Genomic DNA, 26149 nt, shown 5'->3' on the forward strand with positions numbered 1-26149 from the left:
CCCATGCGCCTGACCGCCGGATCGCCCGCACGCCTCGGCGCAAGCTGGGACGGACGCGGCACCAATTTCGCGCTGTTCTCCGCCAACGCCCAGAAGGTCGAGCTCTGTCTGTTCGACACGCAGGGGCGGCGCGAACTCGAGCGCATCGAATTGCCCGAACGCACCGAGGACGTTTGGCACGGCTATCTCAATGATGTCTCGCCGGGGCAGCTCTACGGCTACCGCGTGCACGGCCCCTACGAGCCCGAGCACGGCCATAGATTCAATGCCAACAAGCTGCTGCTCGATCCCTATGCCAAGCGGCTTGCGGGACGGCTGGTCTGGAGCGACGCGCATTTCGCCTACCGCACCGGCTCGCCGCGCGAGGACCTCTCCTTTGACCGGCGCGACAACGCGCGCGGCATGCCCAAGGCCGTCGTGGTCGATGAGACCTTCAACTGGGGCCGCCGCGAGATCCGCCCCCACATCCCCTGGGAGGACACCATCATCTACGAGGCCCACGTCAAGGGCCTGACGCAGAAGCGCGATGATGTGCCGCCGAATTTGCGCGGCACCTATGGCGGACTGTCCTCGCCCGCCATGATCGAGCACCTGAGGAAGCTCGGCGTCACCACCATCGAGCTCTTGCCGATCCACAGCTTCGTCGATGACCGTATATTGGTCGAGAAGAAGCTTGCCAACTACTGGGGCTACAACACGCTGTCGTTCTTCGCGCCGGAGCCGCGCTACGCCCAGGACAACGCGCTCGATTCGTTCCGCACCACGGTGGCGCGGCTACACGATGCTGGCATCGAGGTGATGCTCGACGTCGTCTACAATCACACCGCCGAGGGCAATCATCTCGGCCCGACGCTGTGCTATCGCGGCATCGACAATGCCTCCTATTACTGGCTGAACCGCGAGAACCCGCGCTATTACGACGACTTCACCGGCTGCGGCTCGTCGGTGAACCTCACCCATCCGCGCGTGCTGCAAATGGTGATGGATTCGCTGCGCTACTGGGTCGAGGTGTGCCATGTCGACGGCTTCCGCTTCGATCTCGCCACCACGCTCGCGCGCGGGCCGAACGGCTACGACCGCGGCAGTTCGTTCCTGACCGCGGTCCGGCAGGATCCGGTGCTGGCGAACGTGAAGCTGGTCGCCGAGCCCTGGGACCTCGGCCTCGGCGGCTATCAGGTGGGCGCCTTCCCGTCGCAATGGTCGGAGTGGAATGATCGCTATCGCAGCGCCATGCGCCGCTACTGGAGCGGCGAAGGCAGCCTGATCGGCGACATCTCCAGCCGCATGACGGCGTCATCCGACCTGTTCAACCATGACGGCCGGCGGCCGCGCGCCAGCATCAACCACATCACCGTGCATGACGGCTTCACGCTCGCCGACCTCTTCAGCTACAACGAGAAGCACAACGAGGCCAATGGCGAGGACAATCGCGACGGCTCCAACGACAACCACAGCAACAATTGCGGTGTCGAGGGCCCGACCGATGATCCGCAAATCCTCAGCCTGCGGCGGCAGCTGCGCAAGAACGTGCTGGCCTGCCTGATGCTCGCGCAGGGCGTTCCGCTGCTGCTGGCCGGCGACGAGGTCGGCAATTCGCAATCCGGCAACAACAACGCCTATTGCCAGGACAACGAGGTGGGCTGGGTCGGCTGGGGCAATCTCGGCAAGGATGGCGAGGACATGGTCGATTTCGTCGGCCAGCTCGCCGACATCCGCCGCCGCTTCTCGCAGCTTCGCAGCCATCGCTGGCTCGACGGACGTCTTGCCGACGGCGCCTCCTACGGCGCACTGTGGCTGACGCCGGCCGGCGACGAGATGACGGAAAGCGACTGGAAGTTTCCGGAAGGGCGGTTCCTCTCTTATGTGGTGGGTCCGGTGGAACCGGGCGAGGCTGCGATCTTTATCGTTCTGAACGCCGCCCCCGAAGAGATCGCATTCAAATTGCCCGAGATCGACGAATACAAGAGCTGGCAGCAGATCCTGAACACGACGGATGCCAAGCTGAACAGCATTGATTTCCTGCCCGGTAGCGACAGCAAGGCGCCGCCGCGCTCCGTGCTCGCCTTCGCGGGGGCGCCATGAGGCCATCGTTCGGGGCGAGGCCGACGAAAGACGGCGTGTCGTTCCGCCTGTGGGCGCCCGGTGCGCGCCGCGTCGATCTGCTGCTCGAGCGACGGCACGCGATGCAGCGGCGGCAGGACGGCTGGTATGTCGCGGACATTGACGGTCTTGCCATCGGCACTCCCTACAAGTTCAGGATCGACGACGAGATCGACGTGCCTGATCCGGCTTCAGCCTTCCAGCCTGAGGATGTGTTCGGCCCGAGCGAGGTGATCGACCACGACGCCTTCACCTGGCGCGCGCGCGACTGGCGCGGCCGTCCCTGGGAAGAGACGGTGCTGATCGAGACCCATGTCGGCACCTTTACGGTGGAAGGCACCTACCGCGCCATGATCGACAAGCTCGATCATCTCGTCGCCACCGGCATCACCGCGCTCGAGCTGATGCCGCTCGCCGATTTCGCCGGCCGCCGCGGCTGGGGCTATGACGGCGTGCTCTGGTACGCACCGGACAGCGCCTATGGCCGGCCCGAGGATCTGAAGGCGCTGATCGACGAGGCGCATCTGCGCGGGCTGATGGTGTTCCTCGACGTCGTCTACAATCATTTCGGCCCAGAGGGGAATTACCTCGGCCGCTATGCGCCCGCCTTCTTCACCGACGCGCATACGCCCTGGGGCAGCACGATCGACTATCGCGTGCCCCAGGTGCGCGCATTCGCGGTCGAGAACGCGCTGTCCTGGCTCAGCGACTACCGGTTCGACGGCTTGCGGCTGGATGCTGCCAATCACATCATGGCGGTGCCCGGCGAGCAGTCGATGCTGCAGGACCTCAGCGCCGCCGCCGGCGAGCTCGCCAAGGCCACCGGGCGGCACATCCACCTCGTGCTGGAGAACGGCGACAATCGCGCCAGCCTGCTCGATGCCGCGCAGGAGCCGCCGAACGGCAAATATCGCGCGCAGTGGAACGACGATTATCACCACGTCTGGCACGTGATGCTGACCGGCGAGCTCAACGGCTATTACGGCGACTACCAGACGCCGCGCATGGACCTCGCGCGCGCGCTGGCGTCGGGCTTCGTCTATCAGGGCGAGATCTCGGAATTCTGGGGCAAGAAGCCGCGCGGCGAGCCGAGCGGCGAGCTGCCGCCCGCAACCTTCGTCAACTTCCTGCAGAACCACGACCAGATCGGCAACCGTCCGTTCGGCGACCGGCTCGAGAGCCTGGCCTCGCCGCAGCAGATCGAAGCCGCGCTCGCAGTGACCTTGCTGGCGCCGATGGTGCCGATGCTGTTCCAGGGCGAGGAATGGGGCTCGACCGTGCCGTTCCCGTTCTTCTGCGACTTCAATGGCGGCCTCGCCGACGCCGTGCGCAAGGGCCGCAAGCAGGAATATGCCTGGGCTTACGAGAAATACGGCGACGAGGTGCCCGACCCGCTCGATCCGGCCACACTGCAATCGGCTGTGCTCGACTGGACAGGCCGCACGCCGGAGCAGGACAAGCGGCTCGCGCTGGTCCGCGACTTGCTCATGCTCCGCCGCAAGGAGATCGCGCCGCGGCTGAAGGGGGCGCGCTCCGGCGATGCAGAGGCTGCCGACAACGGCCTGCTCACCGCGCATTGGCGGATGGGCGACGGCACGACGCTGCGTCTCATCGCCAATCTCTCGGACAAGGACATCACGCACTCTGACAGCAATGCCGGCTCGCCGATCTGGGGCAATGCTGCCGGCGACCGGCTCCCGCCCTGGTCGGTGGTCTGGCGCATCGGAGGTTGACATGCCTCCCGCCGTTCCGCTCGCGACCTATCGGCTTCAGCTCACCGCGGATTTCGACTTCGACAAGGCTGCCGCAGTGGTGCCATATCTCAAGGCGCTGGGGATCACGCACCTCTACGCTTCGCCGGTGATGAAGGCGCGCAAGGGCTCGACCCATGGCTACGACACCGTCGATCACAGCCAGTTCAATCCCGAGCTTGGGGGCGAAGCCGGTTTTTCGCGGCTGAGCGATGCGCTGAAGCAGCACGACCTCGGCCTCATCATCGATTTCGTGCCGAACCATGTCGGCGTGCACTTTGCCGATAATCCCTGGTGGCTGGACGTGCTGGAATGGGGCCAGGCTTCGCCGCACGCGGTATCCTTCGACATCGACTGGGATCAATTGGCCTACCGTGCCCGCGGCGGCGTGCTGCTGCCGATCCTCGGCGCGTCCTACGGCGAGGCGCTGGAGCGCGGCGAGATCGAGCTGCGCTACCATCCGGACGAGGGCAGTTTTTCCGCCTGGTATTTCGAGCATCGTCTGCCGATCGCGCCGGAGCGCTATGGCGAGATGCTGCGCGTGATCGTAAAGGAGGCGGACGCCGCCGATACCGTAGCCGGCAAGCGTCTCCTCTCGCTCGCCGCGCGCTACACGGGCTTGCGTCGTCCGAACCGCAAGGAAGCTCCTGGCTTCAAGGCGGAGCTGAGAGATATCGCAGGCGCCGCCGACATCATCACCCACGGCCTCGCGGCCTATCGCGCGGCAAAAGATCGCCCGGCGCAGACGCTGGCGCTGCATCATCTTTTGGAGCGCCAGCATTACAAGCTCGGGCACTGGCGGCTCGCCTCCAGCGACATCAACTATCGCCGCTTCTTCGACGTCAACGGGCTCGCGGGCCTGCGCGTCGAAGACCCCGGGACCTTCGCCGCCGCGCACCGGCTGGTGAAGCAGCTCGTTGCCGGGGGCGGGCTGCAAGGCATCCGGCTCGATCACATCGATGGCCTGCGCGATCCCGCGCAATATTGCCAGCGGCTGCGCCGGCTGGTGCGCGACGCACAGGGCAACACAAAGCCGTTCTACACCGTGATCGAGAAAATCCTGTGCGAGCACGAGAAGCTGCCGCACTTCGCCGGCGTGCGGGGCACGACCGGCTATGAGTGGATGAATGCGATCACGCACGTCCTCGTCGATGCCAAGGGGCTGGAGGCGCTGGACGAGACCTGGCGGCAGATCAGCAACCGGCCGCCGCGGCTTGCGCCTTACGTCAAGGACGCCAAGCGGCGCGTCCTGGAGACGCTGCTGACCTCCGAATTCACCGTGCTGACGCGCCTGCTCGCGCGCATCGCCAACGGCCATTACTCGACCCGCGATTTTTCCGCCGACAGCCTGCGGCAGGCGCTCGAGCTCTATGTGCTGCATTTCCCCGTCTACCGTACCTATCTCACACACAGCGGCCCGACCGCACTCGACCGCAAGCTGATCGACGAAACCATCGCGCGCGCCCGCGGCGAATGGTTCGCCGCCGACGATGGCATTTTCTACTTCCTGCGCGATGCTCTGACCATGGACCTGCTCAAGCCCGGGCGCCCGCCGCACAGCGCCCCGCGCGTGCGCCGCTTCGCGCTGAAGGTGCAGCAGTTCACCGGGCCGATGATGGCGAAGTCGCTGGAGGACACCGCGTTCTACCAGTTCCACCGGCTGCTCGCGCTGAACGAAGTCGGCGGCGATCCCGCGAGCACCGGTCTCACCATTGCCGCCTTCCACGAGGCGATGAAGGCGCGCGCCAGGGAGTGGCCGCAGGGGATGACGGCAACCGCGACCCACGACACCAAGCGTGGCGAGGATGCCCGGGCGCGGATCGCGGCGCTCAGCGAGATCCCGGGCGAATGGACCAGCGCGGTGTCGCGCTGGAAGGTGCTCAACGCGCCACATCTTGCGCTCCACGGCAATCTGCGCGCGCCGTCGGCGACGTTCGAATACATGCTCTACCAGACCCTGCTCGGAGCCTGGCCGCTTCAAGAGCCGCTTGATGCCCGCTTCATCGAGCGCATCCAGGCTTACGCGCTGAAGGCGGCACGCGAGGGCAAGGAGGAGACCAGCTGGCTCAATCCGCATGAGGCCTATGAGAACGGCATCCAAAGCTTTATCGCAAAGATCCTCGATCCCGCGCTATCGGGCGAATTCCTGGAGGCGCTGCAGACCCTCGCCCGCCGCGTCGCGCTGCTCGGCGCGTTGAACGGGCTGAGCCAGCTCACGCTGAAGGCGACGCTGCCCGGTGTGCCCGATTTCTACCAGGGCACCGAATTCTGGGACCTTTCGCTGGTCGATCCCGACAACCGCCGCCCCGTGGATTTTTCCGCGCGGCATGCCGCGCTGGGCGATCTCGACAATCCGGATTGGCGCGGCCTGATCAAGAGCTGGCCGGACGGCCGGCTCAAGCTGGCCTGGACGCGACACCTGCTCAAGCTGCGCAACGAGTTCGCCGAAGTCTTCGCGCAGGGCGACTACCAGCCGCTGGGGGTGCGCGGCGCTCACGCAGATCATGTCATCGCGTTCGCCCGACGATACGGCCGGGCCGCGATGATCGTCGTGGTTGGACGACAGTTCGCCGCGTTCACGCGGGCCGGCCGGGAGTGGCCCGCATTCGAAACGCTTGACGCAACCGTGGACCTCGACGGCTACACCATGCCCGGTTTTGCCGGCCATGAATTGCCGCTTGCGCAGCCTTTCAGCGACTTCCCCGCATCGGTCGTCGTGGCCAGCGCAGCGAGCACCATCAGGCCCGCACGACAGCGCATGCGCGCCTGAAACTCACTTCCCGCCATCCTTGGTCAGCAGCAGTTGGCCGCGCTTCTTGATCGTCGCCTGCGCCATCTCGGCGAAGCGCTGCAGCAGCCAGGGCAGCACCACCTCGACCTTGACGTGATCATCGGCAACATCGACCTGTCCGGTTGCGATCTGCCCGAGCGCGCGGATGCGGAAGGCCAGAGTGTCGCCGCTCCAGCGCTCCTCCTCGACCTGCATCACGGGAATGCTGGCGGCCGCGCGGCCGAGGCCGCTCTTGAGCCGGCGTACCGCCTCCTCCCGGCCGAGACGATGCGGAATGGAAACGACAAGCGGTGCTGACATGGCCGTGCCCTGTGCTGACTGGTCTCACTTAGTCATGCCGGCCGAACCAACAAAGGTTCCATGCAAGATGGTGGTTCGGCCGTGTTTCAATGTGGGAACTATAAAACCTGCGGCAAGTTGCCATTCGCATAACGGGACAGGTTGCAAACGACCCTTTCAGTAAAGGGCTGGAGGAGATTCGCATGTCTATCGGGACGATCATTCTGATCATTCTTGTCATCGCCCTGCTCGGCGGCTTCAGCGGCATCGGCGGCGGCCCGTTCTACGGCACCGGCTATTACGGCGGCGGCGGCCTCGGGCTCGTCATTATCATCCTGCTGATCCTGCTCCTGATGGGGCGGATCTAGCGACACAGCCGTCATTCCGGGGCCCGCGCAAGCGCGAACCCGGAATCTTGCGCCACAAACCTCTGGATTCCGGGTCTGTGCTTCGCGCAGCCCGGAATGACGTCCTTGAAAGGACCTACTTCACCTTCGCCGCCAGCTTCTTCATCGCGGACTTGATCGACGCCGCCGCATCGTCATAACCCTCCCACGCCTTCGAGCGCGGCAGCAGGCCGGGCACGCTGCGCAACGTATATTTCTTCGGATCGAGATCGCTCTTCACCTGCGACCAGCTCAGCGGCATCGACACCGTGGCACCGGCGCGGGCACGCGGCGACAGCGGGGCGACCGCCGTCGACATCCGGTCGTTGCGCAGATAGTCGAGGAAGATCTTTCCCTTGCGCAGCTTCTTCGACATGTTGAGCAGATAGCGCTCGGGATCGTCGTCGGCCATCCACCGGCAGACGCCTTGCGCAAACGCCTTGGCTTCCTTCCAGCTCACCTTGTCGCGCGCGCCGTGGAGCAGCGGCACCACCACATGCAGGCCCTTGCCGCCGGTGGTCTTGCAGAAGCTGTCCATGCCGATGTCGATCAGCCGCTGCCGCATCTCCTTGGCAGCCTCGACGACGTCGGCGAAATCGACGTCCGGCGCCGGATCGAGATCGAACACCAGCCGGCCCGGCGTGTCATAGGCATAGGGCGCGCAATTCCAGGGATGCAGCTCGACGCCGCCGATCTGCGCCACGGCCGCGAGCCCCTCGATGCGATCGATCTGCAAGTATGGCTTGCGGTCCCCGGAGACGCGCGCGAGCTCCAGCAGGTTCGACGTCCCCTGCATGGCGTGGCGCTGGAAGAAACACTCGCCCCTGATACCGTCGGGGGCGCGGATCAGCGAGCAGGGTCGGCCCTTGAGATGCACGATCATCCACTCGCCGACCGCTTCGAGATAGCGCGCGAGATCCAGCTTGGTGACGGGCTCGCCCTCGCCATCGTCCGGCCACAGCTCCTTGTCGGGTTTGGAGATGACGACACCCATGACCTCCGCAGTGCCGGCGTCCTTCTTTCCGGACGTCGGCGTGGCGCGCTTTCTCGCCGAAGGCTTTGCCAGCTCGGTGTCGACGGGCGTTTCCGCCTCGACCTCCTCGGCCGGCTTGTCCTGGCGCAGCCCCTTGAACGCGGCCTGGCGGATGTTACCGTCGGCGGTGAAGCCGGCAAACTCGATCTCGGCGACGAGCTCGGGCTTCAGCCAGTGCACGTCGCGCGTCTTCTTCGGCGCGTTCTTGCCGCCGAACGGACTCTCCTTGGCCTCCATTGCCTTCAGCGACGGCATGATGCGCTTGACCTTGTCGGCGCCGAACCCGGTGCCGACCATGCCGACGAAAGCGAGATGATCGCCGCGATGCACGCCGGCCATCAACGAGCGGAACTTGCCGTCGGTGGTCTTGTAGCCGCCGATCACGACCTCGTGGCCGGCGCGGCATTTGGCCTTGGTCCAGCTCTCGGTGCGTCCCGAGCGATAGGGCGCGTCGAGCTTCTTCGAGACCACACCTTCGAGCTCGAGCTTGCAGGCCGATTGCAGCACGGCATCACCGCCGCTCTCGAAATGCTCGACATAGCGGATCTGGCTCGACTTCCGCTTGCGCGCTTCCAGCAGCTCTTTCAGTCGGGCCTTGCGCTCGCTGAGCGGCAGGCGGCGATAGTCCTGGTTCTCCGCGAAGAGGAGATCGAAGGCGAAGAAGATCAGATCTTCGGTCTTGCCGTCCGACAGCGCGGCCTGGAGCGAGGAAAAATTCGGCGCGCCGTTATGGTCGAGGGCGATGATTTCGCCATCGATCATGACGTCCGGCAGCACGCCTGCCTCCTTCGCGATCGAGGCAAACTTGTCGGTCCAGTCCAGGCCCTTGCGCGTCTTCAGCGTCGCCGTGCCGTCCTCGACCCGGAGCTGCACGCGATAGCCGTCGAACTTGATCTCGTGGCACCAGCCGTCGCCGGCCGGCGGACGCTCGACTGAGGTGCAGAGCTGCGGCGGGACGAAATCCGGCATCTCCGCGACCTCCCTGGCGTTCGTCGCGGTCGTGGCTTTTTTCTTCGCGGTCTTTGCAGTCTTGCCCATTTTCAACGCGGCGCGCGGCGCGGGCTTGATCGTCTTCCCCTTCGTCTCCTCGGCGCGGTTGGACTGCCAGACCGCATTGGCCTTGCCCCTGGCGCCCTTCGCCAGCATGAACGGCTTTGGCGCGCGGCCCTTGCCTTCGGCGATCTGGTCCATCGTGCGACCGGAGGCGACTGACCTGTCCTGATCGAGAATGTCGTTATCCGCGCCCTCTCGGACATATTCGTCGCGATGCTTGATCAGGAGCCAGTTGGTGCGCTTTTCACCGCCGCGATTGCGCATGCGCACCAGCACCCAGCTGCCATGCAGCTTGTCGCCATGCAGGGTGAATTTGAGATCGCCCTTCCTAAAGCCGGCGTCCGGATCGTCCGATTCCCATGTGCCGCGGTCCCACAGCATCACCGTGCCGCCGCCATACTGGCCTTCCGGAATCGTGCCTTCGAAATCGCCATAGTCGAGCGGATGGTCCTCGACCTCGACCGCCAGCCGCTTGTCGTGAGGATCGAGCGAGGGCCCTTTGGTCACCGCCCAGGACTTGAAGACGCCGTCGAACTCGAGCCTGAGATCGTAGTGCAGCCGTGTTGCGTCATGCTTCTGGATCACGAAACGTCGCTGTTCGGACGGCGCCACTGCGGTCTTGCCCGAGGGCTCCGGCGTCTTTCCGAAATCTCGCTTTTTCCGGTAAGTGGAGAGTTTTTGCAGCACGACCGGTCCCGCTTCTCTTGTCAGAGTCAAAGTCTACACGGCGAAAGTCCTGCCCGGAACCAAAACCCTGGCGGACGGTTGGGGTTCCAAAACGCCTTGGAATCGCTGGAGAATGGAATGGCCCCGCGCGCCTATTGGAAGGGAACGTTGAAGCTGTCGCTGGTCAGCTGCCCGGTCGTGCTCTACCCCGCGACAACAGCCGCCGAGAAGACGCGGTTTCACATGATCAATCGCGAGACCGGCAACCGGCTCAAGCAGCAGATGATCGATTCCGAAACCGGTGAGGTCGTCGAGAGCGACCAGAAGGCCCGCGGCTACGAGCTGCGCAAGGGCAAATATGTCGAGATCGAACCGGAGGAGCTCGAAGCCGTCCAGATCGAGAGCAACCACACCATCGACATCGACAGTTTCGTGCCGCGCGAGGAGATCGATCAGCGCTATCTCAACCATCCCTATTACATCGCGCCCGACGGCAAGGCGGCGGTCGACGCCTTTGCCGTGATCCGCGATGCCATGAAGGACCAGGAGCGCGTCGCGCTCGCCAAGATCGTGCTCACCAACCGCGAGCACATCATGGCAATCGAGCCGCTCGGCAAGGGCCTGCTCGGCACCACGCTGCGCTTTCCTTACGAGCTGCGCGACGAGGGCGAGTTCTTTGGCGACATCAAGAGCCCGAAGGTCACCAAGGACATGGTTGAGCTCGCCGGGCACATCCTCCACACCAAGGCGGCGCATTTCGATCCCAGTGAGTTCAAGGACGAGTACGAGACCGCGTTGAAGGCGCTGGTCAAGCGCAAGGCGAGCGGCAAGAAGATCGAGCTGCCGGAGCCCGAGGAACGGCCGAGCAACGTCATCAGCCTGATGGATGCGCTGAAACAGAGCCTGAAAGGACGCGGCGGGAAGAAAACGGCGGCGAAGTCGCACCCACGGCGGGCGACCGGGCGGCAACGCAGCGCGCGGAAGACGCATCGGACGACGGCAAGGCACCGGAAGGCGGGCTGATTTACTCCGTCATTGCGGAAGCAGGCGCGCGCCACAAGCTCCGCCGTCATGCCAGAGCTTGACCCGGGCATCCACGCGCGTCCTCGCATGCCGATAGACGTGATGGCCGGGACGAGCCCGGCCATGACGAGTTTGCCTCAAACCAGCACTCGATGCCGCCGAGCTACGCTTAATCCCCCGCCTTGAGCCGATACCCGATCCCCGTCTCGGTCAACACATATTGCGGGCGCTCCGGATCGGCTTCGATCTTCTGGCGGAGCTGACGGACATAGACGCGCAGATATTGCGCATCGGTCAGCTCGTCCCAGAGCTCCTTGAGCAGGAAACGGTGGGTCAGCACCTTGCCCGCGTGCTGGACCAGCACCCGCAGGAGATCATATTCCTTCGGCGACAGCTTCACGTCACGCTCGCCGACCTTGACGATGCGGCGGACGAGATCGACGGAGAGATCGCCGGTGCGGAAGATTGGGCGCTCGCCCTGCGCCTGGAGCTGATGCCGCAGCGCGGCGCGCAGGCGCGCCAGCAGCTCGTCCATGCCGAAGGGCTTCGTGAGGTAATCGTCGGCGCCGAGATCGAGCGCCTGCACCTTGCCGGCCTCGTCGCCCCGGCTCGACAGCACCACGATCGGCACGGCCTCGCTGCGGGCGCGGATGGTGCGCAAGAGCTCGTGGCCCTGGATGTCGGGCAGGCCGAGATCGAGGATGATCAGCGCCGGCTCCTCCGTGAGCTTCTCCAGCGCCATCTTGCCGTTCGTGGCTTCCAGGATCTCATAGCCCTGCGTCGCGAGGCCCATCCGCAGCAATTTGCGGATCGGCGGCTCGTCGTCGATGACCAGGACCTTGATCGGGGCGGCGCTCATGCGGCGGTATCCAATGCGCGGGTCTGTGCCGGGACAGGCAAGCGGATGGTGAGCACGGCGCCGCTGCGATCGCTGCGGTTGGCGGCCGAGATCGTGCCGCGCATCGCCTCGACGAAGCCGCGGGAGATGGCAAGGCCAAGCCCTGTGCCGGGCCGAACATGATCACCCTTCTGCACGCGATAAAACTTGTCGAACACACTCTCGAGCTCGCCGGGCGGGATGCCACCGCCCTCGTCGGCGACCTCCAACACCACTTGATCATGCTCGCGCCGGCTCTTGATCGAGATTGTGGTTTCCGGCGGCGAATATTTGGCGGCATTATCGAGCAAATTGAACAACACTTGCTCAAACAGCACGGCATCCAGCTCGAGCATGGGCAAATCGGCGGCCAGCACCAGCTCCACCTTGTGGGCGGTCAATATCTTGCTCGCGCGCCTGAGCGCGCTGCCGACGATCTCGCCGAGATCGTGCAATGCAGTGTTCGGCACGATGGCGCCAGACTCGAGCTTGGTCATATCGAGCAGGTTGGCGATGAAGCGGTTGAGCCGCTCGGATTCGTCGATCACGGTCGCGAGCAAATCGCGCTTCTCGGTGTCGGACAGCGCGCCGGCGAGATCGCGCATGGTCGAGGCCGCGCCCAGCACGGAGGCGAGCGGCGTCTTCAAATCGTGCGAGATCGATGTCAGGAGCGCGGAGCGCAAGCGCTCGGACTCGACGGTGCGCCTGACGCGGTCCATGTCCTCGACCAGCAGCACGCGCTCGATCGCGAGCGCGCCCTGGTCGACCAGTGCATCCAACAGCCGGCGCTGGTCCGGCGTCAGCAGCGGGCCGGTGCGATCGTTGTCGATGCCGATGACCCCGATCGGACCGCGCCCGGTGCGCATCGGCAGGAACAGCCGCTTGGCGCCCGGCAATGTGTCCGAGCCGCGGCCTGCCGGGCGATCATTGCTCCAGGCCCAGTTGGCGGCGGCGAGGTCGGCCTGGTCGAGCTGGTCCTCGGGCGGATAGCCTGACTTCACCGTGAGCAGGCCGTCCTCCGGCAACAGCAGCACGACGCGGACCTTCAGCATCAGCGCGATCTGATAAGCCGTTGCCCACAGCACGTCGTCGAGCGTGGCCGTGCCGGCGAGCTTGCGGCTGAAGGCATAGAGCTGCTCGGTGGTCCTGATGCGGCCGATCGCGGTATCGGCCTGCGTACGCACCCGTCCCGCGACGTTCGAGACCACGAACGCAATCAGCATGAAGAAGAAGAAGGCCGCGACATTGGTTGGATCGGTGATGGTGAAGGTGTAGACCGGCGGAAGGAAAAAGAAGTTATAGGCCAGCGACGCCGCGATGCTCGCAAGCAGCGACGGCCACAGCCCGTAGCGCACGGCGACGGCCACCACCGCCGTGAGGAACATCAGGTCGACGTTCTCGACACCGAAATACGGCTTGATGACCACCGCTGCGGCGAGGCCAAGCGCGGTAATCCCGAGCGCCTTCAGATAGGGACGCGCGTCGAACGGCTCCGAGCGCGCCGCGGTCTGCACCGCAGTCTTCGGTGGCGGCTCACTCGCGAGCTCATCGCCCGGAATGACGTGGACACTGATATTGCCGGCCCGGCGCACCAGATCATGCACGACGGAGCCGCGCGTGATCTCGAACCAGCGCGAGCGCGTGGATTTGCCGATCACGATCTGGGTGACGTTGTTGCCTTGCGCAAAATTGACGACATCATCGGCGATGCGGCGGCCGACGGCTGGAATGGTCAGTGCCTCGCCGCCGAGCGATTCCGCGAGTCGCAGCGTATCGGCGAGCCGGTCGCGCTCCTCGTCGGACAATTGCAGGGACCGCCGCGTCTCGATCGAAACCGCGGTGAACGGTGCATGCAGCCGGTCGGCCAGCCGCTTGGTGTAGCGCACGAGGCCGGCCGCGCGCGGATCCTCGCTGACGCAGACGAGGATGCGCTCGCCCGCGGCCCAGGGGCCGGCGATGGCGTTCGCCTGCATATGGTTGAGCAGCTGCTCGTCGACCCGTTCGGCGGTGCGCCGCAACGCGAGCTCGCGCAGCGCGGTCAAATTGCCAGGCGAGAAATAGTGCTCCAGCGCCCGCTCGGCCTGCTTGGGGACGTAGACCTTGCCCTCCTTCAGGCGCTGGATCAGGTCGTCCGGGGTGAGATCGATCAGCTCGATCGCATCGGCGCGGTCGAAGATGGAATCCGGCACGGTCTCGCGCACGCGGACATGCGTGATCTGGGCGACGACGTCGTTCAGGCTCTCGATGTGCTGGATGTTGACGGCGGTGTAGACGTCAATGCCGTGCGAGAGCAGCTCCTCGACGTCGAGATAGCGCTTGGGATGACGGCTGCCTGCGGCATTGGTATGGGCGAGCTCGTCGACCAGCGCGATTTGCGGGCGGCGCGCGATCACGGCGTCGAGATCCATCTCCTCGACCGTCTGGCCGCGGTAATCGAGCCGCTTGCGCGGGACGACCTCGAGGTCGCGCACCAGGGCCTCGGTCTCGGCGCGGCCATGGGTCTCGACGAAGCCGACCACGACGTCGATGCCGGCCTTGCGCCGGGCATGGGCGCTTTGCAGCATCTCGTAGGTCTTGCCGACGCCGGGAGCGGCACCGACGAAGATCTTCAGCTTGCCGCTCGCGCTCTCCTCCCGCCGCGCTGCCTCCAGCAGCGCCTCGGGCGAGGGACGTTGTTCGGAATCGCGGCGCTCTCGGACCATCAGGGCAATATAATCATCCTGATGCCACGGGCATAGACTGCTACTTCGCCGTCGCGCGATCGAGTGCGAGGTTCAGCGCGAGAACGTTAACCCGGGGTTCGCCGAGCAGGCCGAGCAGGCGGCCCTGGGTGTTGGCGGACACGAGCTGCTTGAGCTGGTCTTCCGGCATATTCCTGGCCTTGGCGACGCGCGGCACCTGGAATTGCGCGGCCTCGGGCGAGATGTCGGGATCGAGGCCGCTGGCCGAGGTCGTAACCAGATCGACCGGCACGGCGGCATTCGGATTCTCCGCCTTGAGCTTGTCGACATCCTCCTTCATCCGGTCGGCCAGCGCCTTGCTGGTCGGGCCGAGGTTGGAGCCGCCGGAGTTGGCGGCGTTGTAGGGCGTGGGCACCGTCTTGGTCGAATCATTGGGGTCCGGCGCCAGCGTCACCGAAGGGCGGCCGTGGAAATATTGGTCGTCCCTAAACTCCTGCCCGATCAGGGCGGAGCCGATCACCTTGCCGTCCTTCTCGATAAGGCTTCCGTTCGCCTGCGCGGGGAAGATAGCGCCGGCAATGGCGGTCATCGCGAGCGGATAGGCCAGACCCGTGATGGCGGTGAGCACCAGCAACAGGACGATGGCAGGGCGGATTTCTCTGAGCATGTGATTTCTCCGATTACGTTCGTCATTGCGAGCGAAGCATCCCTGCCGTCGTTCCTGGGCGATGCGCAGCATCGAACCTGGTGCGCACTTGCGCACCTGAGAACCTCGAGATTTCGGGTTCGCCTCTCCGAGGCGCCCCGGAATGACGGAGAGATTTGCTCCTCGCAGTGAGCGGTTAGGCCAGATGCAAGGCGACCACGACGAGATCGATCGCCTTGATGCCGATGAAGGGAATGACGATGCCGCCGAGGCCGTAGATCAACAGATTGCGGCGGAGCAGCGCGCCGGCGCCGACGGCGCGATAGGCAACGCCCTTCAGCGCCAGCGGGATCAGCGCGATGATGATCAGGGCGTTGAAGATGATCGCCGACAGGATGGCGCTCTGCGGGCTCGACAGGTTCATGATGTTGAGCACGTTGAGCTGCGGGTAGAACGCCAGGAACATCGCCGGGATGATCGCAAAGTACTTGGCGACGTCGTTGGCGATCGAGAACGTCGTCAGCGCACCGCGCGTCATCAAGAGCTGCTTGCCGATCTCGACCACCTCGATCAGCTTGGTCGGGTTGGAGTCGAGATCGACCATGTTGCCGGCCTCGCGGGCCGCTTGCGTGCCGGTGTTCATGGCGACACCGACGTCGGCCTGCGCGAGCGCCGGCGCATCGTTGGTGCCGTCGCCGCACATGGCGACCAGCTTGCCCTTGGCCTGCTCGTCGCGGATCAGCTTGAGCTTGTCCTCGGGCGTTGCCTGCGCCAGGAAGTCGTCGACGCCAGCCTCCGCCGCGATCGCAGCTGCGGTCATCGGGTTGTCGCCGGTGATCATGATGGTGCGGATGCCCATGCGGCGCAGTTCGGCAAAGCGCTCGCGGATGCCGCCCTTGACGATGTCTTTGAGCTGGATGACGCCGAGCAGCTTGCCGTCCTTCGCGACCGCGAGCGGCGTGCCGCCGGCTTTCGAGATCTCGTCGGCAATGGCCTGGATCTCGCGGCCAACCTCCGAAAGCGGCGCGGGCTGGATGACACGGGCCGCATTGCCCGAGGCGACGGCCAGCGGCGCGCCGCCGCTGACGTAGTTGAGCATGGCATCGACCGCGCCCTTGCGCACCGACGAGCCACCGGCATCGACGCCGCTCATGCGGGTCTGCGCCGTAAACGGGATGAAGGTGGCACCAAGCTCGGCCATATCGCGACCGCGGATGCTGTATTTCTCTTTGGCGAGCACGACGATGGAACGGCCCTCCGGGGTCTCGTCGGCAAGCGAGGCGAGCTGGGCTGCGTCGGCGAGCTCCTGCTCGGTGACGCCGCGCACGGGGCGGAACGCGGTGGCCTGGCGGTTGCCCAGGGTGATGGTGCCGGTCTTGTCCAGCAGCAGCGTGTCCACGTCGCCGGCGGCCTCGACTGCGCGGCCCGACATTGCCAGCACGTTGAACCGCACCAGGCGATCCATGCCGGCGATGCCGATCGCCGACAAGAGCGCACCGATGGTGGTCGGGATCAGCGTCACGAACAGCGCGACCAGCACGATCGCCGAGATCGAGCCGCCGGCATAGGCTGCATAGCTCGGGATCGTGACGGTTGCGAACACGAAGATGATGGTGAGGCCGGCGAGCAGGATGTTGAGCGCGATCTCGTTCGGCGTCTTCGCGCGCTCGGCGCCCTCGACCAGCTTGATCATGCGATCGATGAAGGTGGAGCCCTGCGCCGCCGTGATGCGCACGCGGATCCAGTCGGACAGCACCTGCGTGCCGCCCGTCACCGCCGAGCGGTCACCGCCGGATTCGCGGATGACGGGCGCGGACTCACCGGTGATGGCGGCCTCGTTGACGGAGGCGACGCCCTCGATCACCTCACCGTCGGAGGGGATGGTATCGCCGGCTTCGACCAACACGACGTCGCCGACCTTCAGGCTGGTGCCGGGCACCAGCTTGAAGGCCTCGCCTGCACCGGTCAGCAGCTTGGCCTGGCTCTCGGTGCGCGTCTTGCGCAGCGAGTCGGCCTGCGCCTTGCCGCGGCCTTCGGCGACGGCTTCGGCGAAGTTGGCGAACAGCACCGTGAACCAGAGCCAGAGGATGATCTGGAAGGTGAAGCCGAGGCCGGCACCTCCCGTCGCGACATCGCGCAGGAAGATCACGGTGGTCAGCGCGGCCACGATCTCGACCACGAACATCACCGGGTTCTTCACCATCAGCCGCGGATCGAGCTTGGTGAAGGAGGCGCGGATCGCCGGGAGCACGATCTTGGGATCGAGCATCGCCGACATCGGGGCGCGCTTTTGCAGTTTCATCGTTTCCATGGAGGTCACTCCGAACCAATCAGAAGACGTTGCCGGCGTTCATCGCGAGGTGCTCGACGATCGGGCCGAGCGCGAGCGCCGGGAAGAAGGTCAGGCCGCCGATGATCAGGATCACGCCGACGACGAGACCGACGAACAGCCCGCCCGTGGTCGGGAAGGTACCTGCCGACGGCGGGATCGATTTCTTGGCCGCGAGCGAGCCCGCGATCGCCATCGCCGGCACGATCATGAAGAAGCGGCCGACGAACATCGCGGATGCGAGCGTGAGGTTGTAGAAGAAGGTGTTGCCGGTGAGGCCCGCAAACGCCGAGCCGTTGTTCCCCGTTGCCGAGGTGAACGCGTAGAGCACCTCGGTGAAACCGTGCGGGCCGGCATTGGCCATCGAGGCCACCGCTGCCGGGTAGACCACGCCGACCGCGGTCCAGCCGAGATACATCAGCGGCAGCACCAGGATCGCCAGCATCGCCATCTTGACCTCACGCGCCTCGATCTTCTTGCCGACATATTCCGGCGTGCGGCCAACCATCAGGCCTGCGACGAAGATCGCGAGCACGACGAACAGCAGCATGCCGTAGAGACCGGCGCCAACGCCGCCAATGATGATCTCGCCGAGCTGCATGTTGATCAGCGGGATCATGCCGCCGAGCGCGGTGAAGCTGTCATGCATGGCGTTGACCGCGCCGCAGGAGGCCGCTGTCGTGATCACCGCGAACAACGAGGACGCGACGATGCCGAAGCGCACCTCCTTGCCTTCCATGTTGCCGCCGGTCAGACCCAGCGCCTGCATGGTCGAGGTGCCGTGCGCTTCAGCCCAAAAGGTCACGGCGACGCCGGCCACGAACAGCACGCCCATCACGGCCAAAATCGCCCAGCCCTGGCGCTGGTTGCCGACCATGCGGCCGAACACGTTGGTCATGGCGGCGCCGATCAGGAAGATCGACAGCATCTGTACGAAATTCGACAGCGCGGTCGGGTTCTCGAAGGGATGCGCAGCGTTGGCGTTGAAGAAGCCACCGCCATTGGTTCCCAGCATCTTGATCGCAACCTGCGAGGCAACGGGACCGACCGCGATGGTCTGCTTGGCGCCTTCGAGCGTCGTCGCCTCGACATACGGGCCGAGCGTCTGCGGCATGCCCTGCCAGACGAGAAACAACGCGTAGACTACGCAGATCGGCAGCAGCACGTAGAGCGTGATGCGGGTGACGTCGACCCAGAAATTGCCGACGGTGCGCACCGAGGCGCGCGAGAAGCCGCGGATCAGGGCCACCGCGAGCGCGATGCCGGTTGCGGCCGACAGGAAGTTCTGGTGCGTCAGGCCGAGCATCTGCACGAGATAGGACAGCGTGCTCTCGCCGCCGTAGTTCTGCCAGTTGGTGTTGGTGATGAAGGAGATCGCCGTGTTGAAGGAGAGATCCTCGGCAACCGCGCCCTGGCCTGCCGGATTGAACGGCAGCATCGCCTGAAGCCGCATCACGCCGTAGATGATCAGGAAGCCGCCGACATGGAACAGCAGCATGGCGACCGTGTAGGTCAGCCAATGCTGCTCGCGCCTCTCGTCGACGCCGGAGATCCAGTAGATGCCGGCCTCGATCGGGCGCAGCACCGGCGACAGGAAGGTCCGCTCGCCATTGAAAACGCGCGTCATGTAGCCGCCCAGCGGCTTCGTGAGCGCGACGATGATGAGGCATAAGAGTATAATCTGGAGCCAACCGATCATGGTCATGGAATCAACCTTTCAGGCTTTCCGTCCTGCGCAGCAGCGGCAGGAACAGCACGAGCAGGCCGGCGACGAGGAGGACGTCGGCCAGCAGCAATTCGACAAGCAGCAACACGGCTCAGAACCGTTCCGGCTGCAGCAGCGCATAGGTGAGATAGACCAGGAGGCCGAACGAGACGGCGCCGGCGAGGATATAGTCGAAGATCATGGTCCGCTCCCTCACAGCCGTTCGCAGGAATAGGTGTAGCCGATCGCAAGGGCGAAGAAGACGAAGCCCAGCGCCAGCATGAGAATGTCCATCATGGGATTGCTCCTCGTTGCGCGACGAATATCCGGCCCTCTCTGGATCCGGCCGGCGCCGCGCCAATGCAATGCATGACTCCGGCGATCGGCCGGAGCTTTCACCGCATCGAGGTGCCATCACGCGCATAGGTTTTCGAGATGAGCCTTCTCGCGACCTTATAGGAATCCCATAAAGACCGGCCGTGGTTGAGCTGGCCGAAATGACACTGGCGAGGCACTCCGGGTATTGGCCGGAGACGGCCGCGCGCCCGGTCCGGCGGTCCCCGTGCCTTTATGAAATGCCTATATCTCTCGCCTCCTCCTCATCTCGCTTTCAAATGCCGTTCCAGCCATCTTGGAGATGCCGGCCGACTGACCGACACCCATTCCAGGAGGCCTGACATGATCGCCGCTTGCCGCCATTACGACCCGCCGTCGCTTGGCAAGCGTCTGGGCAATGCACATGCGATGACGCGGCTGCTGATGCTCGACATCATTGACCACGCCTGCAGGCGGCTTCCTTCGCTCGGCCGGAGCCAGCGTACCGCGCGCCTCATGCGCCTGATCGACGCGGAGGCCTGGACCGATGCCGCGCTCGCACTGATGGAGATCGAGCTGCCGCTTTGGCAGGCCCGCCGCATCGCCTATGATGAAGGTGAATGGCATTGCGCGCTCTCGCGCGAACGCGAGCTGCCTGACTGGCTGGACGCGGCCGTCGAGGGACGCCACGGCGATCTTGCGATCGCCCTCCTGTCCGCGTTCGTCGAGGTCCAGGCGCTGCAAGTCGAATCCTCCCGGCCGAGCGTTCCCTCGGTGCGCCAGACCCTCGATCCGGTCTACGTGCCGGCCGCGTGTGAAAACTTCGGCTAGATCGACGGGTTCAAGCTTGCCGCAATCCCCGAACACGCCGCGGCGGCGGTCGGCGTCTTTATGCGATTCCTATGCCGGCACCCCGGCGGTCATCTCGCAATCCTACGCAGCGCTGGACATCATAAGCGGCAGATTGGAGCGGCCGTCTCGCCGCGCCAAGGACAAGGACTTCCAACATGTCGATGCTGACACATGGCCTTGACCGGCCCTTCCACGTCGAACGCCCGGCGCGGCTGTCAACCGAACGCAAGGCGCAGCTCAAGCGCCTCGCACTCGGCGCGCTGACCCTGCTCTCGATGGCTAGCGTGCTCACCGCGCTGATTGCGCTGAAGACGGCAATCTACGTCTGGCACCTGCACGCCTGAGCCGCGGGGAGGTCTCCATGACCTTGCAAATGTGTGAGCCCACCGAGACGATCGAGCTCGACGTCGAGAACCGCGGCAATCTGCTGATCGCGCTGGCGCAGGGAGCCATGCGGCACCTGGCGCGCATGACCAGGAGGCAGCCGACATGATCGAACTCAAGATCGCCATCCTGGTTGCCCTGATGAGTGCGCTGCTGCTCGGTGTGCGCCTCACCGCGGTGGCGGACGGCTAGCATGCAGCTCCTCAAGGGAAATCTCGAGCACGCGGTCACGACGACGATCCTGACCATGACCCTGAGCCTGATCTGGGGCGCGGTCCTGACGCTCGTGATCACGCTTCTGGCCCGCGGGCTCGGGGTCTAGGATCTCGACCGCGAATTGACCATGGCTGCCTACGAGGCAAGCAGCCGCGCCTGCATGGCGGCTGCGATGCCCGCCTGGGGCCGCGTATCCCGCGGAAAAAACCCGGCCGATCTGGCGCAATTTCACGGAACCGTGTAGAGCGGTTTCATGAGCAGCAACGTCCATGTCGTCGCCCACCCCCTGGTCCAGCACAAGCTCTCCCTGATGCGGGAGAAGGACCGCTCGACCAAAAGCTTTCGCGAGATCCTGAACGAGATCGGGATGCTGCTGTGCTACGAGGTGACGCGCGATCTGCCGCTGGAGCTGGTCGAGATCGAGACGCCGATCGCGCCGATGCGGGCGCCGAAGATCGCCGGCAAGAAGCTCACGCTGGCGCCGATCCTGCGTGCCGGCGTCGGCTTCCTCGATGGCATGCTGGCGCTGATGCCATCGGCGCGCATCGCCCATATTGGGCTGTATCGCGACCCCGAGACATTGCAGGCCGTGGAATATTACTTCAAGGCGCCGCAGGACCTGTCCGACCGTACCGTGATCCTGATGGATCCGATGCTGGCGACCGGCAACTCGGCCTGCGCCGGCGCCTCCCTGCTCAAGGCGCGCGGCGCCCGCGACATCCGCTTCGTCTGCCTTCTGGCGGCGCCCGAGGGCATCGCGCAGTTCCAGAGCGAGCATCCCGACGTGCCGGTCTGGACCGCCGCGATCGACGAGCGGCTCAACGACCACGGCTACATCGTGCCGGGCCTGGGCGACGCCGGCGACCGGATGTTCGGCACCAAGTAGACAGCTGCACCCCGCCGGGTTACTCCGGTTGCCATGAGCGCCAACGATTTTTCGCTGCAATCGCTGATCCGCCCTGCGGCTGCCGAGCCCGCCATCGTGTTCGACGGCACACCGATCTCGCGCGCGGAATTCTCGGCGAAGGTCGAGCAGGCCGCTGCGTGGCTTGCCGCGCAAGGCATCGGCAAGGGCGATGTCGTTGCGGTCTGGCTGGTCAACCGGGTCGAATGGATCGCGCTTTTGTTCGCCGCCGCGCGGCTCGGCGCAATCGTCGCCGCCGTCAATACGCGCTACCGCAGCGCGGAGGTCGCGCATCTGCTCAACGTCTCCGGCGCGAAGCTAATGGTGGTCGAGGCCGCGTTTCGCTCGATCGATTTCGCCGCCATCCTCCCCGGCATCGCCAAGGACGAGGTCCCCGCGCTGCAACAGCTTGCCGTGGTCGGTGCGGACAGGATTCCCGCGCAGTGGCCGTGCCTGCGCTTCGATGCCTTCGATAAGGTCCATCCACCTGCCCCGCCGGCTCAGGACAACGTCGACCTACCGGTGCTGCTCTACACCACATCGGGCACGACCAAGGGGCCAAAGCTCGTTGCACATTCGCAGCGGACGCTGGCGAGCCACGCCGTCTCCGTTGCCAATGCGCTCCAGCTCGATCCGCAGCGCCATTCGCTGCTGGCCATGTTGCCGTTCTGCGGCACCTTCGGCATGACGAGCCTGCTCGGCTTCATCGCCGCGGGCGCGACCATCCATGTGCTCGACGCTTTCGAAGCGGCACCGGCGCTGAAGATCCTCAGTGAGCACAAGATCACACATTCATTCGGCTCGGACGAGATGTTCCGCCGCATCCTCGCGCTGACCGAGGCACCGCGGCCGTTCCCGCATCTCGAAATCTGCGGCTTCGCCGCATTCCAGCCCGGCTGGCGCGAGCTGGCCACAGAGGCCGAAGCGCGCGGCATGAAGCTGTTCGGCCTCTACGGCTCGAGCGAGGTACAGGCGCTGTTCTCGATTGCCCGCGGCAGCGATACCTTCGCCGACCGCATCGAAGGCGGCGGCTGGCCAATGTCGCCTGACGCAAAAGTGCGCGTGCGCGACACCGAGACGGGCGAGCTCGCCGCCCACGGCGTGTCCGGCGAAATCGAGATCAGCGCGCCCTCGCGCTTCCTCGGCTATTTCAACAATCCCGAGGCTACCGCGGATGCGATCACCGCGGACGGCTTCTTCCGCACTGGCGACATCGGCCGCCTGCGCGGCCACGGTGCCTTCGTCTATGAGACCCGCGCGGGCGACGCGATGCGGCTCGGCGGCTTTCTCGTCGCGCCCGGCGAGATCGAGGACGAGCTCAAATCCTGCCCAGGCGTGGCCGATGCCCAGGTCGTCGCGGTGGATCTGAAGGGCCAGGCGCGCTGCGTCGCCTTCGTGATTGCGGCTGCAGAGCCGCCGCAGCAGGCGGCGCTGACCGCGCGGCTACGCGAGCGGCTCGCCGGCTACAAGGTGCCGGCCCGGATCTATCTCGTCGACGCATTCCCGGTCACCGACAGCGCCAATGGCGTGAAGATCCAGCGCGCCCGGCTTCGTGCCATGGCGATGGAACGGATCGCGGCCGAATAGGCGGTCACCTCCTCGACGATCTCGTCTTGGACGCTCGCCAGACTCAAGTGAGGCGCCTAGCGCGCGGCGCGAAGCAGTGCCGACAACGCGTCCCGGTGCCCGGGCGCCGCGATTGCGATCAGGCGGCGCGCACGCTCGGCAAGGTCGCAGCCGCGCAACTCCGCGATGCCCCATTCGGTGACGATGGCGTCGACATCGGCACGGGGTGTCGTTACCGTCTCGACATGGGCGACGATACGGCTGGTGCCGTCGGACGCCCTCGCCGGCAGCGCGATGATGGCTCTGCCGCCGGGAGACGCATTGGCTCCGCGCACGAAATCGAGCTGGCCGCCGATCGCCCCGATCGCAACGCCGTTGAGCGTCTCGGAATTCACGGCGCCATCCAGCCCGACTTGAAGTGCCGAATTGATCGCGACCAGCCTGTTGACCCGCGCCAGCACGATCTGGCCGTGCGTGTAGGACGTCGGCCGCACCGAAACCAACTTGTTTTCGTGAACGAAGCGATAGAGTCGCTGCGTGCCGATCACCTGGTTGGTGACCGTGGTCCCGGCATCGATCCCCTTCTCCGCATTCGTCACCGCGCCGCACTCGACGAGGTCGACAACGGCGTCGTTGATCAGCCCGGAATGGATGCCGAGATGGCGCGCATGGGTTAGCGAGGACAGGATCGCATCCGGAATCCGGCCGACGCCGAACTGGAGCGTGCTGCCGTCGGCGATCAAGCTCGCGGCATGGGTGGCGATGCGCCGCGAGAGGTCATCCGGAGGCGGTGAGGCCAATTCCACCGGCGGACGGCGAGCAGGCACACGCACATGGATCGGCACGTCCTCCGGCCAGTCCGCGCCGAACGTGAAGGGTGCATCCGGATTGATCTCGGCGATGACGAGGCGCGCGCCGCGCGCGGCATCGATGACGTAATCGTTGGAGAGGCTGGCGCTGAGCCGTCCCCCGGACTCCGCAAGTTGCACCAGAACGACATCGGCTTGATGGCGGCGCGCGGCGAAGTCAGCACAGAAGGCGCTGTAGTTGCTCGGAATCACGTCGAGGCGCCCAGCCTTCGCGAGCCGCCGCGCATTGCCGATCACGCCATAGCTCCGGAACGAGATGTTCGGCGCGCAAGCCGCGGAGAACGTCTCCGAGAAGATCGGTCCGACCATCACGCGGAAGGCGGGCAGATGCCCGGCCTGCGCAACCAGCGCCTCTGTTAGAGTGGTCGGCTCCGCCGTCGCCTGTCCGCATACCACGAGATCGCCTTCGCGGATCAGGCCGATAAAGTCGATCGGCGACGCCTTCTCGGGCATCGTAGCCTCAATACGACTTCGCCAGCCCCAGCACCTTTTCCGCAATGAAGCTGAGCGCGAGCTGCGGGCTGACGGGCGCGATGCGTGGGATCAGCACTTCACGCAAATAGCGCTCGACGTGGAATTCCTTGGCATAGCCAAAACCGCCATGAGTCATCACCGCCTGCTCGCAGGCCGAGAAGCCCGCTTCGCCCGCCAGATATTTCGCGGCATTGGCCGCGGCGCCGCAGGGCATGCCCTTGTCGTATTGCCACGCTGCCGACATCACCATCAGCCAGGCCGCCTCGAGCTCGACCCAGTTCACCGCGAGCGGATGCTGGATGCCTTGGTTCTTGCCGATCGGACGGCTGAACACGATGCGCGTCTTGGCATATTCGGTCGCGCGCGAGAGCGCGAGCTTGCCGAGCCCGACGGCTTCCGCCGCGATCAGGATCCGCTCGGGGTTCATGCCTTCGAGGATGTACTGGAAACCCTTGCCCTCCTCGCCGATGCGGTCCTCCATCGGAATTTCAAAGTCTTCGAAGAACAGCTCGTTGGAATCGACGATCTTGCGGCCCATCTTCTCGATCTCGTGGACCTTGATCCTGTTTCGGTCGAAATCGGTGTAGAACAGGCTGAGGCCATGGGTTGGCGAGCGCACCTCCTCCAGCGGCGTGGTGCGCGCCAGCAGCAGGATCTTGTGCGCGACCTGCGCGGTCGAGATCCACACCTTCTGGCCGTTGACGATGTAGCGGTCGTTCTTGGCGACAGCGCGGGTCTTGAGCTGGGTGGTGTTGAGGCCGGTGTTGGGCTCCGTGACGGCGAAGCACGCCTTCTCGCGGCCCTCGACCATCGGCGGCAGCATGCGCTTGCGCTGCTCCTCGGTGCCGAACACGACGACGGGATTGAGGCCGAACACGTTGATATGCACCGCGGAGGCGCCCGACATGCCGGCGCCGGATTCCGCGATCGTGCGCATCATGATCGCCGCCTCGGTGATGCCGAGCCCGGAGCCGCCATATTCCTCCGGCACGCAAATGCCGAGCCAGCCGGCATCGGCCAGCGCCTTGTGGAAATCGTGCGGGAAGCCGCCGTCGTGGTCCTTCTTCAGCCAATAGGCATCGGGAAAGCCTTCGCAGATTTTCGCGATGGCATCGCGAATAGCTTCCTGCTGATCGGTGAGCGCGAAATCCATGTTCTTGATCTCCTTCTGGGGAGCCGGGCTCCGATCCTAAAGCATGATCCGGAAAAGTGCGCAGCGGTTTTCCGGATCATGCGCAAACAACAAGCT

22 protein-coding genes are annotated in these 26149 nt (G+C 65.3%); 11 read left to right on the forward strand and 11 right to left on the reverse strand.

The genetic code is table 11. The features are described from left to right. Nucleotides 1-3 precede the first annotated feature (3 nt). Genes glgX through treY form a run of 3 tightly spaced genes read left to right on the forward strand, consistent with a single transcriptional unit; the run spans nucleotide 4 to nucleotide 6621 of the window. Complete coding sequence (gene glgX / locus AC5V87_RS32060) at nucleotides 4-2082, forward strand: glycogen debranching protein GlgX (RefSeq protein ID WP_495368876.1); 2079 nt, start codon at nucleotides 4-6, stop codon at nucleotides 2080-2082. Further along, a complete protein-coding gene (gene treZ / locus AC5V87_RS32065; RefSeq protein ID WP_495368877.1) occupies nucleotides 2079-3833 on the forward strand; it encodes a malto-oligosyltrehalose trehalohydrolase in 1755 nt (584 codons plus the stop codon). Before glgX ends, treZ begins: the two co-directional genes overlap by 4 nt. Before the next feature lies 1 nt (nucleotide 3834). After that, entirely contained in the window at nucleotides 3835-6621 is a 2787-nt protein-coding gene (treY, locus tag AC5V87_RS32070; RefSeq protein ID WP_495368878.1) for a malto-oligosyltrehalose synthase, read from the forward strand. Between the two features lie 3 nt (nucleotides 6622-6624). On the opposite strand, the gene AC5V87_RS32075 is transcribed toward treY, so the two are convergent. Continuing rightward, nucleotides 6625-6942: a polyhydroxyalkanoic acid system family protein gene (locus AC5V87_RS32075; RefSeq protein WP_200498563.1), complete on the reverse strand. Its 318-nt coding sequence runs from the start codon at nucleotides 6940-6942 to the stop codon at nucleotides 6625-6627. 182 nt (nucleotides 6943-7124) lie between these two features. On the opposite strand from AC5V87_RS32075, the gene AC5V87_RS32080 reads away from it, so the two are divergent. Further along, on the forward strand, nucleotides 7125-7289 hold the full coding sequence (locus tag AC5V87_RS32080; RefSeq protein WP_084298933.1) for a DUF3309 family protein: 165 nt from the start codon (nucleotides 7125-7127) through the stop codon (nucleotides 7287-7289). Between the two features lie 115 nt (nucleotides 7290-7404). On the opposite strand, the gene ligD is transcribed toward AC5V87_RS32080, so the two are convergent. Beyond that, nucleotides 7405-10080, reverse strand: a complete 2676-nt coding sequence (gene ligD, locus AC5V87_RS32085; RefSeq protein WP_495368879.1) for a DNA ligase D — start codon at nucleotides 10078-10080, stop codon at nucleotides 7405-7407. Between the two features lie 117 nt (nucleotides 10081-10197). Between ligD and ku the strand changes: the two genes are divergently transcribed. Continuing rightward, complete coding sequence (gene ku / locus AC5V87_RS32090; protein ID WP_456843102.1) at nucleotides 10198-11082, forward strand: non-homologous end joining protein Ku; 885 nt, start codon at nucleotides 10198-10200, stop codon at nucleotides 11080-11082. Between the two features lie 169 nt (nucleotides 11083-11251). Here the strand turns inward: ku and AC5V87_RS32095 are convergent, their stop codons facing one another. The 7 genes from AC5V87_RS32095 to AC5V87_RS32125 form a co-directional block, all read right to left on the reverse strand. Further along, complete coding sequence (locus tag AC5V87_RS32095) at nucleotides 11252-11941, reverse strand: response regulator (protein ID WP_456843101.1); 690 nt, start codon at nucleotides 11939-11941, stop codon at nucleotides 11252-11254. Further along, on the reverse strand, nucleotides 11938-14661 hold the full coding sequence (locus tag AC5V87_RS32100) for a DUF4118 domain-containing protein (RefSeq protein ID WP_495368880.1): 2724 nt from the start codon (nucleotides 14659-14661) through the stop codon (nucleotides 11938-11940). The genes AC5V87_RS32095 and AC5V87_RS32100 overlap by 4 nt, the downstream gene beginning before the upstream one ends. Nucleotides 14662-14701: 40 nt before the next feature. After that, nucleotides 14702-15307: a K(+)-transporting ATPase subunit C gene (locus AC5V87_RS32105; RefSeq protein WP_495368881.1), complete on the reverse strand. Its 606-nt coding sequence runs from the start codon at nucleotides 15305-15307 to the stop codon at nucleotides 14702-14704. Between the two features lie 175 nt (nucleotides 15308-15482). Next, nucleotides 15483-17597 (reverse strand): potassium-transporting ATPase subunit KdpB, encoded by a 2115-nt coding sequence (kdpB, locus tag AC5V87_RS32110; RefSeq protein ID WP_495368882.1) that lies wholly within the window; start codon nucleotides 17595-17597, stop codon nucleotides 15483-15485. Between the two features lie 19 nt (nucleotides 17598-17616). Further along, nucleotides 17617-19320: a potassium-transporting ATPase subunit KdpA gene (gene kdpA / locus AC5V87_RS32115; RefSeq protein ID WP_495368883.1), complete on the reverse strand. Its 1704-nt coding sequence runs from the start codon at nucleotides 19318-19320 to the stop codon at nucleotides 17617-17619. Between the two features lie 112 nt (nucleotides 19321-19432). Next, nucleotides 19433-19522: a K(+)-transporting ATPase subunit F gene (locus tag AC5V87_RS32120; protein WP_456843096.1), complete on the reverse strand. Its 90-nt coding sequence runs from the start codon at nucleotides 19520-19522 to the stop codon at nucleotides 19433-19435. Between the two features lie 11 nt (nucleotides 19523-19533). After that, nucleotides 19534-19686 carry a hypothetical protein gene (locus AC5V87_RS32125; protein WP_456843095.1) on the reverse strand — a complete coding sequence of 51 codons (153 nt, stop codon included), beginning with the start codon at nucleotides 19684-19686 and terminating at the stop codon, nucleotides 19534-19536. Between the two features lie 312 nt (nucleotides 19687-19998). Between AC5V87_RS32125 and AC5V87_RS32130 the strand changes: the two genes are divergently transcribed. The 6 genes from AC5V87_RS32130 (at nucleotide 19999) to AC5V87_RS32155 (ending at nucleotide 23578) form a co-directional block, all read left to right on the forward strand. Further along, on the forward strand, nucleotides 19999-20466 hold the full coding sequence (locus tag AC5V87_RS32130; protein ID WP_495368884.1) for a hypothetical protein: 468 nt from the start codon (nucleotides 19999-20001) through the stop codon (nucleotides 20464-20466). Nucleotides 20467-20642: 176 nt separating this feature from the next. Next, nucleotides 20643-20831, forward strand: coding sequence for a hypothetical protein (locus AC5V87_RS32135; RefSeq protein ID WP_456843093.1), 189 nt, complete (start codon nucleotides 20643-20645; stop codon nucleotides 20829-20831). Between the two features lie 17 nt (nucleotides 20832-20848). After that, nucleotides 20849-20980: a hypothetical protein gene (locus tag AC5V87_RS32140; RefSeq protein ID WP_456843092.1), complete on the forward strand. Its 132-nt coding sequence runs from the start codon at nucleotides 20849-20851 to the stop codon at nucleotides 20978-20980. Between the two features lie 84 nt (nucleotides 20981-21064). Next, complete coding sequence (locus AC5V87_RS32145) at nucleotides 21065-21193, forward strand: hypothetical protein (RefSeq protein ID WP_265441509.1); 129 nt, start codon at nucleotides 21065-21067, stop codon at nucleotides 21191-21193. Between the two features lie 147 nt (nucleotides 21194-21340). Further along, on the forward strand, nucleotides 21341-21973 hold the full coding sequence (upp, locus tag AC5V87_RS32150) for a uracil phosphoribosyltransferase (protein WP_456843091.1): 633 nt from the start codon (nucleotides 21341-21343) through the stop codon (nucleotides 21971-21973). Between the two features lie 33 nt (nucleotides 21974-22006). After that, nucleotides 22007-23578, forward strand: coding sequence for an AMP-binding protein (locus AC5V87_RS32155; RefSeq protein ID WP_495368885.1), 1572 nt, complete (start codon nucleotides 22007-22009; stop codon nucleotides 23576-23578). A 56-nt stretch (nucleotides 23579-23634) separates the two neighbouring features. On the opposite strand, the gene AC5V87_RS32160 is transcribed toward AC5V87_RS32155, so the two are convergent. Together AC5V87_RS32160 and AC5V87_RS32165 are read right to left on the reverse strand one after the other, a co-directional pair. Then, nucleotides 23635-24879 carry an acetyl-CoA hydrolase/transferase family protein gene (locus tag AC5V87_RS32160; protein WP_495368886.1) on the reverse strand — a complete coding sequence of 415 codons (1245 nt, stop codon included), beginning with the start codon at nucleotides 24877-24879 and terminating at the stop codon, nucleotides 23635-23637. A 7-nt stretch (nucleotides 24880-24886) separates the two neighbouring features. Beyond that, entirely contained in the window at nucleotides 24887-26053 is a 1167-nt protein-coding gene (locus AC5V87_RS32165; RefSeq protein ID WP_456843088.1) for an acyl-CoA dehydrogenase family protein, read from the reverse strand. Nucleotides 26054-26149: the final 96 nt, after the last annotated feature.

This window comes from Bradyrhizobium sp. SOJA106 (genome assembly GCF_059448745.1).

Coding starts and splice junctions, on each gene's coding strand:
- AC5V87_RS32130 (WP_495368884.1), top strand. CDS start 19,999: ATGATCGCCGCTTGCCGCCATTACGACCCGCCGTCGCTTGGCAAGCGT.
- AC5V87_RS32120 (WP_456843096.1), bottom strand. CDS start 19,522: ATGATCTTCGACTATATCCTCGCCGGCGCCGTCTCGTTCGGCCTCCTG.
- AC5V87_RS32095 (WP_456843101.1), bottom strand. CDS start 11,941: ATGAGCGCCGCCCCGATCAAGGTCCTGGTCATCGACGACGAGCCGCCG.
- treZ (WP_495368877.1), top strand. CDS start 2,079: ATGAGGCCATCGTTCGGGGCGAGGCCGACGAAAGACGGCGTGTCGTTC.
- AC5V87_RS32080 (WP_084298933.1), top strand. CDS start 7,125: ATGTCTATCGGGACGATCATTCTGATCATTCTTGTCATCGCCCTGCTC.
- treY (WP_495368878.1), top strand. CDS start 3,835: ATGCCTCCCGCCGTTCCGCTCGCGACCTATCGGCTTCAGCTCACCGCG.
- AC5V87_RS32155 (WP_495368885.1), top strand. CDS start 22,007: ATGAGCGCCAACGATTTTTCGCTGCAATCGCTGATCCGCCCTGCGGCT.
- AC5V87_RS32160 (WP_495368886.1), bottom strand. CDS start 24,879: ATGCCCGAGAAGGCGTCGCCGATCGACTTTATCGGCCTGATCCGCGAA.
- AC5V87_RS32105 (WP_495368881.1), bottom strand. CDS start 15,307: ATGCTCAGAGAAATCCGCCCTGCCATCGTCCTGTTGCTGGTGCTCACC.
- upp (WP_456843091.1), top strand. CDS start 21,341: ATGAGCAGCAACGTCCATGTCGTCGCCCACCCCCTGGTCCAGCACAAG.
- AC5V87_RS32145 (WP_265441509.1), top strand. CDS start 21,065: ATGCAGCTCCTCAAGGGAAATCTCGAGCACGCGGTCACGACGACGATC.
- kdpB (WP_495368882.1), bottom strand. CDS start 17,597: ATGGAAACGATGAAACTGCAAAAGCGCGCCCCGATGTCGGCGATGCTC.
- ku (WP_456843102.1), top strand. CDS start 10,198: ATGGCCCCGCGCGCCTATTGGAAGGGAACGTTGAAGCTGTCGCTGGTC.
- AC5V87_RS32100 (WP_495368880.1), bottom strand. CDS start 14,661: ATGGTCCGAGAGCGCCGCGATTCCGAACAACGTCCCTCGCCCGAGGCG.
- glgX (WP_495368876.1), top strand. CDS start 4: ATGCGCCTGACCGCCGGATCGCCCGCACGCCTCGGCGCAAGCTGGGAC.
- kdpA (WP_495368883.1), bottom strand. CDS start 19,320: ATGACCATGATCGGTTGGCTCCAGATTATACTCTTATGCCTCATCATC.
- AC5V87_RS32135 (WP_456843093.1), top strand. CDS start 20,643: ATGTCGATGCTGACACATGGCCTTGACCGGCCCTTCCACGTCGAACGC.
- AC5V87_RS32075 (WP_200498563.1), bottom strand. CDS start 6,942: ATGTCAGCACCGCTTGTCGTTTCCATTCCGCATCGTCTCGGCCGGGAG.
- AC5V87_RS32140 (WP_456843092.1), top strand. CDS start 20,849: ATGACCTTGCAAATGTGTGAGCCCACCGAGACGATCGAGCTCGACGTC.
- AC5V87_RS32165 (WP_456843088.1), bottom strand. CDS start 26,053: ATGGATTTCGCGCTCACCGATCAGCAGGAAGCTATTCGCGATGCCATC.